9 protein-coding genes are annotated in these 10,762 nt (G+C 73.5%); 5 read left to right on the plus strand and 4 right to left on the minus strand.

Features of this window, described 5'->3' with window-relative positions; all coding sequences use genetic code 11:
* The first annotated feature begins 19 nt into the window (after positions 1–19).
* The gene (locus E1193_RS25440) at positions 20–676 is read left to right on the plus strand and encodes an HAD family phosphatase (protein WP_132185714.1); all 657 of its coding nucleotides are present in this window, start codon (positions 20–22) and stop codon (positions 674–676) included.
* A 501-nt stretch (positions 677–1,177) separates the two neighbouring features.
* The gene (locus tag E1193_RS25445) at positions 1,178–2,191 is read left to right on the plus strand and encodes an NADPH:quinone reductase (protein ID WP_132185715.1); all 1,014 of its coding nucleotides are present in this window, start codon (positions 1,178–1,180) and stop codon (positions 2,189–2,191) included.
* Positions 2,192–2,372: 181 nt separating this feature from the next.
* Here E1193_RS25445 and E1193_RS25450 read toward each other — a convergent pair whose 3' ends face one another.
* A complete protein-coding gene (locus tag E1193_RS25450; protein ID WP_207922857.1) occupies positions 2,373–4,007 on the minus strand; it encodes a fatty acid--CoA ligase in 1,635 nt (544 codons plus the stop codon).
* 98 nt (positions 4,008–4,105) lie between these two features.
* On the opposite strand from E1193_RS25450, the gene E1193_RS25455 reads away from it, so the two are divergent.
* Positions 4,106–4,597, plus strand: a complete 492-nt coding sequence (locus E1193_RS25455) for an NUDIX domain-containing protein (protein ID WP_132185717.1) — start codon at positions 4,106–4,108, stop codon at positions 4,595–4,597.
* Positions 4,598–4,673: 76 nt separating this feature from the next.
* On the opposite strand, the gene E1193_RS25460 is transcribed toward E1193_RS25455, so the two are convergent.
* Positions 4,674–6,014: an MFS transporter gene (locus tag E1193_RS25460; RefSeq protein ID WP_347877046.1), complete on the minus strand. Its 1,341-nt coding sequence runs from the start codon at positions 6,012–6,014 to the stop codon at positions 4,674–4,676.
* Between the two features lie 310 nt (positions 6,015–6,324).
* Here E1193_RS25460 and rfaE2 point away from each other — a divergent pair, with 310 nt between their 5' ends.
* Both rfaE2 and E1193_RS25470 read left to right on the plus strand, forming a co-directional pair.
* The gene (gene rfaE2 / locus E1193_RS25465; RefSeq protein ID WP_132185718.1) at positions 6,325–8,202 is read left to right on the plus strand and encodes a D-glycero-beta-D-manno-heptose 1-phosphate adenylyltransferase; all 1,878 of its coding nucleotides are present in this window, start codon (positions 6,325–6,327) and stop codon (positions 8,200–8,202) included.
* Positions 8,199–9,077: a glycosyltransferase family A protein gene (locus tag E1193_RS25470; protein WP_132185719.1), complete on the plus strand. Its 879-nt coding sequence runs from the start codon at positions 8,199–8,201 to the stop codon at positions 9,075–9,077. The genes rfaE2 and E1193_RS25470 overlap by 4 nt, the downstream gene beginning before the upstream one ends.
* Before the next feature lie 72 nt (positions 9,078–9,149).
* On the opposite strand, the gene E1193_RS25475 is transcribed toward E1193_RS25470, so the two are convergent.
* Together E1193_RS25475 and E1193_RS25480 are read right to left on the minus strand one after the other, a co-directional pair.
* Positions 9,150–10,277 (minus strand): glycosyltransferase family 9 protein, encoded by a 1,128-nt coding sequence (locus tag E1193_RS25475; protein ID WP_132185720.1) that lies wholly within the window; start codon positions 10,275–10,277, stop codon positions 9,150–9,152.
* Between the two features lie 7 nt (positions 10,278–10,284).
* Positions 10,285–10,761 carry an Hsp20/alpha crystallin family protein gene (locus E1193_RS25480; RefSeq protein WP_132185721.1) on the minus strand — a complete coding sequence of 159 codons (477 nt, stop codon included), beginning with the start codon at positions 10,759–10,761 and terminating at the stop codon, positions 10,285–10,287.
* Position 10,762 lies beyond the last annotated feature (1 nt).

Genomic DNA, 10,762 nt, shown 5'->3' on the forward strand with positions numbered 1-10,762 from the left:
CGTCGGGGAGGATGGGCGGGTGACGGTGGATGCGGTGATCTTCGACCTGGACGGCGTGATCGTGGACTCGGAGCCGGTCTGGGAGGAGGTCCGGCGGGCGTACGTGGCCGCCCACGGTGGCACCTGGCAGCCGGACACCCAGCGCCGGCTGATGGGGATGAGCACCGGCGAGTGGGCGGACTACCTCAGCGGCGAGCTGGGCGTCGACCGCACCGCCGAGCAGGTCGCCACCGAGGTGGTCGAGGAGATGACCCGGCGGTACGCGCAGCGCGTACCGTTGATCGACGACGCCGACACGGTGGTGCGCCAGATGGCCGCACGCTGGCCGCTGGGATTGGCCAGCTCCTCGCCGACCCGGCTGATCGCGGCGGCGCTGGCCGCCACCGGTCTGGGCGACGCCTTCCGGGTCACCCTCTCCACCGAGGAGACCGCGCGGGGAAAGCCGGCGCCGGACGTCTGGCTGGCCGTCGCCGAACGGCTCGGCGTCGACCCGGCCCGCTGCGTCGCGATCGAGGACTCCTCCAACGGGGTACGCTCCGCAGCCGCCGCCGGCATGCGGGTGGTGGCGGTGCCGCACGGGGCGTACCCGCTGGACCCGGAGGCGGCGGCGCTGGCCGCCGTGACGTTGGCCTCGGTGAACGCCCTCACGCCGGAGGTCGTGGAGCGACTCGGTTGATCTGGCGGACGTAGCGGGTCGTCGTCGCGGAATGCCCCGCGAGACCTTGCCGACCGGGCACGCCGGGAAACCGACCACGCCGGAAGGCCGACCAATCGGGTCAGCCGGCGGGGCGCAAGACCGGCCCTCGGGTCAGCCGGCCCGGCTGGCGGTGACCGCGCGGCAGGGTCCGTCGGGCCGAGTGGCCGAATCGACTACTCCACGCCGGGCGGACTGGTGGCCACCCCGTCAGATACGCCGGCTGCGGCTGGAACACGGCAGGAAGGGGCGCCCCGGCTCGTCCGCCGTCGGGCGCGGTGAGGCCGGTGCCGGATCGTCCATCGGGTGGTCGTCCCCCGTTGCCTCCGCGCCGGACGGCCTCGGCGCCACCAGAACCGGTATGTCCCGCATGATCACTCCCCTGTCGGCGACTACCGGGTTGTACGGTTCGCGCAGCGACTCGGATCGGAATGATCCCGTCCGGTTCGGGTAGGGCTTCGATCCGAGCTTGAGGAGACGGCGATGAAGGCGATCGTGTACGAACGCACCGGTGCCCCCTCCGTGCTTGAGCTGGTCGACCGGCCGGAGCCGGAGCCGGGGCCGGGCGAGGTGCTGGTCCGGCTGGCCGTTTCCGGGGTGAACCCGACCGACTGGAAGGGGCGGCGGCAGCGGCCGCTGCCGGCCGGCTGGCAGACGCCCGGGCAGGACGGCGCGGGCGTGGTCGAGTCGGTCGGCGCGGGTGTCGACCAGGAGCTGGTCGGGGAGCGGGTGTGGGTCTGGGAGGCCGCGTGGCAGCGCCCGTGGGGCACCGCTGCGGAGTACACGGTGGTGCCGGTCCGGCAGGCGGTGCCGCTCGGCGCCGCCTCCTTCGATCTCGGCGCCTGCCTGGGCATCCCCTTCCTGACCGCGCACCGCTGCCTGACGGCGGGCGAGTACATGCCGGACAGGCTGCACCCGGGGGCGCTCAGCGACCACGTGGTGCTGGTGCAGGGCGGCGCGGGCGCGGTCGGCAACGCGACGATCCAGCTCGCCCACTGGGCGGACGCCTGCGTGATCGCCACCGTGAGCAGCCCGGAGAAGGCCCAGCTGGCGGCGGCGGCCGGGGCCTCCCTCGTGGTGAACTACCGGGAGCAGGACGTGGTCCAGGAGGTCCGCAAGATCGCGCCCGACGGGGTGCACACGATCGTCGAGGTGTCCGCCACCCGCAACGCCGCGGCGGACGTCCAGCTGCTGCGGGCCGGCGGCGCGGTCTGCGTGTACGCCGACGACGGTGGGGACGAGGTGACCCTGCCGATCCGGCCGCTGATGGTGGCGAACGCCCGCTGGCAGTTCGTCCTCGTCTACACCGCACCGAGGGCGGCCAAGGCGCAGGCGGTGACCGACGTGGCGGCGGCGGTCGCCCAGGGCGGCGTTCGGGTGGGCGCGGAGGCCGGGCTGCCGCTGCACCGGTACCCGCTGGCCGAGACCGCGGCGGCGCACCAGGCGGTGGAGGACTCGGTGGTGGGAAAGGTCCTGATCAGCACCGCCGAGGAGTAGTTCGTGAGGCTGTTTCACAGATTGTCCGGACAGGGCGGAGCAGCTTTCGCGAGAATGACGGTGCGGGTCGCCCCGCACAGGAAGGCGGCCCCGGCGCGGTGCGAACGCCGGGGCCGCCCCTGGGGAGGGATGCCTCAGGAGTAGGTTCCCTACCCGATCGGCGACGGATCGCCGAAAAACGTTACGGCCCTGCCAACTCCCGGACGTCGAGCCCGCCGTCGGCGTACCGGGACCGGACGACCTTCTTGTCGAACTTGCCGACGCTGGTCTTCGGCACCGCGTCGATGAACGCCCACCGCTCGGGCAGCTGCCAGCGCGCGACCGACTTCGCCAGGAACTCGCGCAGTTCCTCCGCGGACACCGAGGCGCCCTCGCGGACCACCACCGTGGCCAGCGGACGCTCGTTCCAACGTTGGTCCGGCACCCCCACCACGCACGCCTCCTGCACGTCCGGGTGGGCCATCAGAGCGTTCTCCAACTCCACCGAGGAGATCCACTCACCGCCGGACTTGATCACGTCCTTGGCGCGGTCGGTGAGGGTGATGAAGCCGTCCGGGGAGAGCGTGCCGACGTCACCGGTACGCAGCCAACCGTCACGGAACTTCTCCGGATCCGGGGTGTCGTCGCCGACGTACCGGGCGGTCACCCACGGCCCACGCACCTCCAGCTCGCCCACGGACGTCCCGTCGGCGGGCAGCGGCTCGCCCAACGGCCCGACGATCCGGGCGGCGACCCCGGCCGGCACCCGGCCCTGCGTGTAGCGGTAGCGCCAGGCGTCGTCGCCGGTGGCCCCGGCCGGCGGGCGGGCCACCGAGCCGAGCGGGGACATCTCCGTCATCCCCCAGGCGTGGATCACGTCGATGCCGTGCCGCTCGGCGAACGCGTGCATCAGCGCCGGCGGGCAGGCCGAGCCGCCGACGATCACCTCCTTCAACGTGGCGGTGTCCACGTGGTGGCCGTCCAGGTAGGTCAGCAGGTCGTTCCAGATGGTCGGCACCGCGCCGGCCAGGGTGGGCCGCTCGGTGGCGATCATCTCGGCGATCGGGGCGGCTTGGAGGAACCGGTCCGGCATGACCAGCGACGCGCCGGAGAGGAACGCCGCGTACGGCAGCCCCCAGGACATCGCGTGGAACATCGGCACGATTGCCAACTCCCGGTCGGTCGGGCCGAGCCCGAAGCCCTCCGGCATGCAGATCTGCAGCGAGTGCAGATAGATCGACCGGTGCGAGTAGGCCACCCCCTTGGGGTTGCCGGTGGTACCGGAGGTGTAGCAGAGCGCGGCGGCGTCCCGCTCGTCCACCTCCGGCCAGTCGTAGTGGTCGGGGCGGCCGGCGAGCAGGTCGTCCCAGTGGTGCACGATGATCCGGTCACCGGCCGCCGCGGCCAGCGGAGCCGGGTCGCCGCCCCCGACGACCACCACGTGCCGGACGGTGGCCAGCTCGCCGATCACCCGGGCGAGCAGCGGGATCAGTGTCGAGTCGACCAGCACCACCCGGTCCTCGGCGTGGTTGGCGATGTAGGCGACCTGGTCGGGGAAGAGCCTGATGTTCAGGGTGTGCAGCACCGCGCCCAGGCTGGGCACCGCGAAGTACGCCACCAGGTGCTCGGTGTTGTTCCACATGAAGGTGGCGACCCGCTCGTCCCCGGTCACGCCGCACTCCTCGCGCAGGGCGTGGGCCAGCCGGGCGGCCTGGCGGCCCACCTCGGCGTACGACGTCCGGCGCGGCTCGGCGCCGGTCCAGGTGACCACCTCGGCCGCGCCGTGCACGCTGGAGCCGTGTTCGAGGATCCGGGAGACCTGGAGGGGGACGTCCATCATCGTGCTACGCATGGCAACAAGCTAGTGTCGCCGGTCACATGTTGGGAACCCCCGAACTCCCCGGCCGAACCAGCGACGCTGCGTAGATTGTCCGGGTGAGTATCTCCTGGGCCGACTCGTACGTCGGACAGCTTCGCGCCCTGGCCGGTGACCGGACACTGATGTTCGTCGGCGCCCGCGCCGTGGTCCGCGACAACGCGGGCCGGGTACTTCTGATCCAGCGTTCGGACAACGGTCACTGGGCGCTGCCGGCGGGCGCGATGGAACTGGGCGAGTCGATCGCCGACTGCGCGGTGCGCGAGGTCCGCGAGGAGACCGGGCTGCGGGCGCTGCGGGTCAGCGCCTTCGCGCTCTACACCGGCCCCGACCGCACCCACACCAACATGTACGGTCACACCTACCAGATCTTCACCACCGCGTTCCGGGTGGAGGACTGGGACGGCGAACTCGCCCGGGTGACCGACGAGACCACCGACGCCCGCTTCTACCACCGTGACGCGTTCCCGTCGCCGCTGTCGGCCTCGGTCCCGGAGACTCTCGCGGATCTGGACGTCTTCGAGCAGACCAACCGCCTGATCCTGAAGTAGCCCGCCCCTGCGCGCCCGGACGCGCACCCCCGCCGACACCCGTCGACCGCACCTCCGCCCGTCCGCGCGGGAGGTGTCAGAGCATGGTCTGGGACTTGGCCTCCATGTCGGCGGCGGCCTCCTGCGCGGATTCCGCTGGCAGCGGCTTGCCGCCCGGAGCCGGGGCCCGGCCGCCGAGGGGGTCGGCGCCGCCGGTCGCGCCCTTCGGGCCGGCGCCCCGCAGCTGGCGGTCCGGCAGGGCCAGGGTGACCAGCACGGCGAGGATCGCGATCAGACCGGTGGTCAGGAAGACCAGGTGCAGCGACTCGACGAAGGCGGCCTGGATCGCGGCCCGGACCGGGCCGGGCAGGGCGAGGATGGCCGCCGGGTCGTTGATCGAGATGTCCTCCCCACCGCCGGCCGCCACGGCCGCCCGCTGCTCCGGCGGGAGCTGGGCGATCGCGCCGGGCAGGCGGTCGGCGAGTTGCGAGGTCAGCCGCGATGAGAGGACCGCGCCGAGGATCGCCACGCCGAACGAGCCGCCCAGCGACCGGAAGAACGTCGCCGCGGAGGTACCCGCCCCCAGGTCCCGGACGTCGACCGCGTTCTGCACGGCGAGGATCAGCGACTGCATGCACAGGCCCAGCCCGACCCCGATCACCACCAGGTAGCCGAAGGCGACCCAGAGCGAGGTGTCCACCTCCAGCCGGGTGAGGAGCAGCATGCCTGCCAGGAGCACCACCGAGCCGGCCACCGGGAACCACTTGTACCGGCCGATCCGGCTCATCGCCCGCCCGGTGAGGATCGAGGTGACGATGATGCCGGCCATCATCGGCAGCATCAGCAGGCCGCTCCGGGTCGGCGAGGCGCCCCGGACGATCTGGAGGTAGCGCGGGATGAAGATGATCGACCCGAACATCACCAGGCCGAGCACGAAGCCGGCCGAGTTGGCCAACGCGAAGGTGGCGCTGCGGAACAGCCGCAACGGCAGGATCGGCTCGGCGACCCGGGCCTCCTGGACCAGGAAGAGCACCCCGAGCACCGCCCCGGCCACGAGGATGCCGACGATCAGGCCGGAGCCCCAGGCGTACTCGTTGCCGCCCCAGCTCAGCGCGAGCAGCAGGCAGCTCACCCCCGCGACCAGCAGCCCCGCCCCGATCCAGTCGACCGCGTGCTCGCGCCGGGTGAACGGGATCAGCCGCATCACGTGGTAACAGACCACGATGGCCAGGATCGCCAGCGGCACGTTCAGGTAGAAGATCCAGCGCCAGTTCGACTCGGCGAAGTAGCCGCCCACCAGCGGTCCGGCCACCGACGACAACCCGAAGACCGCGCCGAAGACCCCCTGGTAGCGGCCCCGCTCCCGGGGTGAGACGACGTCCGCACAAATCGGCCATCTTGCCGTACAGCGGGGTCGAGGCGGTGGAGGCCAGCAGATACGCCGTCACCACCCACGAGTAGTGGTTGATTCCGCCCAGCTCGCCGACGATGGTGGGCAGCGCCGTGCCGACGATGGTCTGGTCCAGCGCCGCCAACAGCATGCCGGTCATCAGGCCGAACATCAGCAGCCGGATCTGAGGGGCGGTGAGCACCGGACGATCCTGGGAGTCGGTGGTCATCCCGCCTTCTTTCCCGTCGCGGGCAGAACATGCGTCGGCGTGGGTACCGCACCGCCGAAGAACGGGTTCGCCCCGCCGGTCGACCGGCGGGCAGGTTTGGTCCGGGACCCTCGGGGGAGTCTGGAGCGCATGGCAGGAGCAGCAGCGGAACAGCGCCGGCTCGCCACCGTCGTGGAGAGCTGGCTCGGGTGTCCCGTCCTGGTCGTCGGCGACGCCATGCTCGACGAGTGGCGGTTCGCCGAGTCCGACCGACTCTGCCGCGAGGCGCCCGCCCCGGTCCTCACCCTGCGCCGGCGCATCTCCGCCGCTGGCGGCGCCGCCAACACGGCGGTCAACGTCGCGACCCTCGGCGGCCGGGCACTGCTGGTCGCCCCGGTCGGCGCCGACGCTGCCGGCGACGAACTGCACGACTGCCTCGACCGCGCCGGCGTCTGGGACCGCACGGTCAGCCAGCAGCACCGGCCGACACCGGTGAAGAGGCGGATGTTGGCCGGCAACCAGATTCTGCTCCGGGAAGACTCCGGTGACCCTGAGGATCCGCTCGACACCGACGGGGTGGGACGGCTGCTCACCGCTCTGGAGTGCGCAACCGAGGAGTTGAGGGCCGCCGCCGGCGCGGCACCCACCCTGGTGGTGTGCGACTACGGCCTCGGCGCACTGCCCGCGCCGGTACGCGCCTGGCTGGTCGCCAACCGCGACCGTTACCCCACGGTGGCGTTGGACGCCCACGATCTGGCCGACTGGCGCGGCCTCGCCCCGACCGTGGTGACCCCGAGCTTCGCCGAAGCCGCCCGCCTGCTGGCCCGCGCCGCGGCCGGCTTCGGCGCCACGCCCGCGCCCACCCCCGTCGCCGCTCTCGACCTGCACCTCGACCATCCGCCCACCGACCCGTCCGACGGGCCGTCGGAACTCGTGGTCGGCGCCGCCCCGGGCGGCGCGGGCGTACGCTCGCAGCGGACGGACCCGCCCGGCTTCGGCCACCCCCCGATCGGCGCGGCCGGGCTGACGCCCCACGAGGGGCGGGTCGCCATGACCGGTGACGGGCGCAGCGTCGCCGGCGCCGGCGTCACGGTCGACACCAACGCCGGCGAGCGCGTCGACCGGGCGGTGCTCGCCGAGTCCCGCCTGGCCGAGCTGCGCGAGCACACCGGCGCGGACGTGGTCGCGGTGACCCTGGACACCGAGGGTGCGGTGGTCGCCGGCGCGGACGGCGAGTCCCGCCGCAGCCACAGCGTCCCGGTGCCGGCCAGCCACGCCGTGGGCGCGGGGGACGCGTACCTGGCGGCGATGACGCTGGCCCTGGCGGCCGACGCGCCGCTGTCCACCGCCGCCCAGCTCGCGCAGCTCGTCGCCACCATCACCGTGTCCGACACCGGCACCTGCGTCTGCCGCCGGGACGACCTGCTCGCCGCACTCGGCACGACCCAGCACGGCGCCGCCCACCCGACGCTGGTCGGCAAGGACGAGCTGGACACGATCGTCGCCGACCACCGGCGGGCCGGTCGGTCGATCGTGTTCACCAACGGCTGCTTCGACGTGCTGCACCCCGGCCACGTGCGGTATCTGGAGCAGGCCCGTGCGCTGGGTGACCTGCTGGTGGTGGCGGTGAACTCCGACGGCAGCGTCCGCCGACTCAAGGGCCCGGACCGGCCGGTCAACCCGGTCGAGGACCGGACGGCCCTGCTCGCCGCGCTGTCCTGTGTGGACCACGTGGTGGTCTTCGAGGAGGACTCGCCGGCCGCGCTGATCGAGACCGTCCGTCCCGACGTGTACGTCAAGGGCGGGGACTACCCACCGGAGATGGTGCCGGAGGCCCCGCTGGTGCGCCGGCTCGGCGGCCAGGTCCGCACCCTCGGGTACGTGCCGGACCGGTCCACCTCCGCCATCATCGCCCGGATCCGCGCCCAGGGAGCCGGCTCGCCGCAGCCCGACAGCGTCGGCAACGGCGGACCGCCGTCGGCGGGCGCGACCGGGACCACGCCGCAACACATGGGCAGGACCGCGTGAACCGACCGCTCGATCCCGGCTCGGCCGAGGACTTCCGTCGACCCCGCCAGCTCGACGTGCTGGTGCCGACCCGCAACCGTCCCGCCGAACTGGCGGTCACCCTCTCCGGGCTGGCCGCCCAGGAGGGGGTGGACGGGTTCGGCGTGGTGGTCAGCGACCAGTCCGACGAAGAACCGGCGTACGCGCACCCGGCGGCGGCCACCATGGTCCGGGTGTTGCGCCACCGGGGACACCCGGTGCTGCTGACCCGCCGGCTGCCCCGGCGTGGACTGGCCGAGCACCGGGCGTACCTGCTGGACCGGTCCGTGGCCCGGTACGTGCTCTGCCTCGACGACGACGTCTGGCTGGAACCCGGCACCCTGCACCGGCTGGTCACCGCCATCGGCGAGCTGCGCTGCGGTTTCGTCGGCAACGCGGTGCACGGGCTGTCGTACGTCGACGACGTGCGCCCGGAGACCCACGACCACTACGAGGAGTGGGACGGACCGGTCGTCCCGGAGCGGATCCGCCCGGGCACCCGCCAATGGCAGCGGGCGTCGATCCACCCGGCGGCGAACCTGCTGCACGTGACGCGGAAGTTGGATCTGCCGCCGGGTGCCTGGCGGGCGTACAAGGTCTCCTGGATCGGCGGCTGCGTGCTGTACGACCGCACCGCGCTCGTCGACTGCGGCGGCTTTGAGTTCTGGCGGCGGGTGCAGGAGAAACACCAGGGCGAGGACGTCGCCGCGCAACTCGCGGTCATGGCGCGGTACGGCGGCGCGGGTGTCCTGCCCAGCGGCGCGTACCACCTGGAGTCACCGACCACCGTCACCGAACGCGACGTGGAGGCGTGGGAGGTCGTGCTCGCCGACTCCGACACCCCGCAGCCGGCCTGACCCCGCCGATGCCACGGCCACCCGCCGCAGCCGGCCTGACCCGGCCGGCGCCACGGCCACCCGCCGCAGCGCTCACGCGCCGGCCGCGCCCGGCTCCGGGTGCAGCAGCTCGGCGGCGGACTCCAGCACCTCCACCACCGGCACGTCGGCCACGAACGAGTCCCGGTGCGGGCAGTCGCCGTCGCCCGGGCGGTGCGGGTAGATCCCCGGTGTGCAGTCGACACCGCACACCGGGCAGTGCGTCGTCCAGGAGGCGATCGGTCGGTGCCGGCCGCGCAGCGGCGTCGCCCCGTTGATCAGGTTGCCGAGCCAGAACACGCCGACGGTGGCGGTGCCGACGGCGCCGGCCAGGTGCAGCGGCCCGGTGTCGTTGGAGACGACGAGCGCACAGCCCTGGTACGCGGCGGCCAGCCCGCCCAGGCTGAGCGTGCCGACCTGCGGGCGGACCGGCACGCCAGCCGCCGCGACCACCGTGTCCACCAGGTCCTGCTCGGCGGGGGTGCCGGTGACCAGCACCTCGTACCCGTCGTGGTGCAGCCCCCGGGCAACCTCGCCGAAGCGGTCGGCGGGCCAGCGGCGGCGGCTGTCGGTCGCCCCCGGGTGCAGCGCGACGCGCGGCCGGTCCGGCTCGCCGAGCACCTCGCGCGCCTCGGCGCGGTCGGTGTCGGTGACGGCCAGCGCGGGGGTGATCGTGACGGCGGGCGCGCCGACCAGGGCGGTGACCTCCAGGTAGCGAATCACCTCGTGCTGGTAGTAGACGTACCGGATCCAGCGGTCCAGCGGAGGCGCGCCCTCGGCCCGCAGGCCGGCGGTGACCCGGGCACCGAGCCGGCTGACGACCGGGTTCGAGTTGCCACCCCCGCCGTGCACCTGCAACGCCAGGTCGAAGCCCTCCTTCGCGGCCGCGGCCAGGAAGTCGTTCAGGGAGGCCGGTTGCTCGTCCGGGCCCGGGTCGCGGATGCCGGGCGCCGGCGGGACCACCAGCACCCGGTCCACCGGGCCCGGCCGGTCACGCCAGAGCTTCGCGTGCCACGGCGCGCCGAGCAGCACGATCTCCGCCTCCGGGTACGCGGCCCGCAACGACTCCAGCGCCGGCAGCAGGAAGATGAGGTCGCCGAGCGCGTTGGCGCGCAGCACCGCGATCCGAGAGACGTCGGGTACGCGCTCACCCACCGGGCCGAGCAGGGACGGGGTGCCCACGCGACCCCTACGGCCGGTCGATGGCGGTGTCCGGGTGGTGCAGCTCCCGGTCCGCGGCGGGATCGGTCACGGTGGGCGTACCCCCGGCGGCGGGGCCGGCGCGGTAGCCGGTGCGCCCGACGGTGATGGTGCGCGGAGCGGCCCGTTCCGCCCGTGGCAGGCGGACCCGCAGCAGGCCGTGATCCATCACCGCGTCGATGGCGTCCGGGTCCACCCGCGACGGCAGGTCGACCTGGTATTCGAAGCCCCGGGTCTCGAATCCGCCGGGGATGCCCTGGTCGGCGTTCACCTCGGCCTCGGACCGGGCCCGGACGCACAGCTCCCGGTCGTCCAGTTCGACGGCGACCTCCTCCGGCGCCACGCCGGGCAGCCGCACGACCACCTCCCAGCCGTCGGTGGTCTCCGCCAGCTCGACGTCCGGAGAGCTGCCCCGGCCGCCGACCAGGCGACTCAGCTCGGAACGTAGCGACTGGAGTTCTCCCATC

Source organism: Micromonospora sp. KC606, from assembly GCF_004348675.1.
Taxonomy (GTDB): Bacteria; Actinomycetota; Actinomycetes; order Mycobacteriales; family Micromonosporaceae; genus Micromonospora.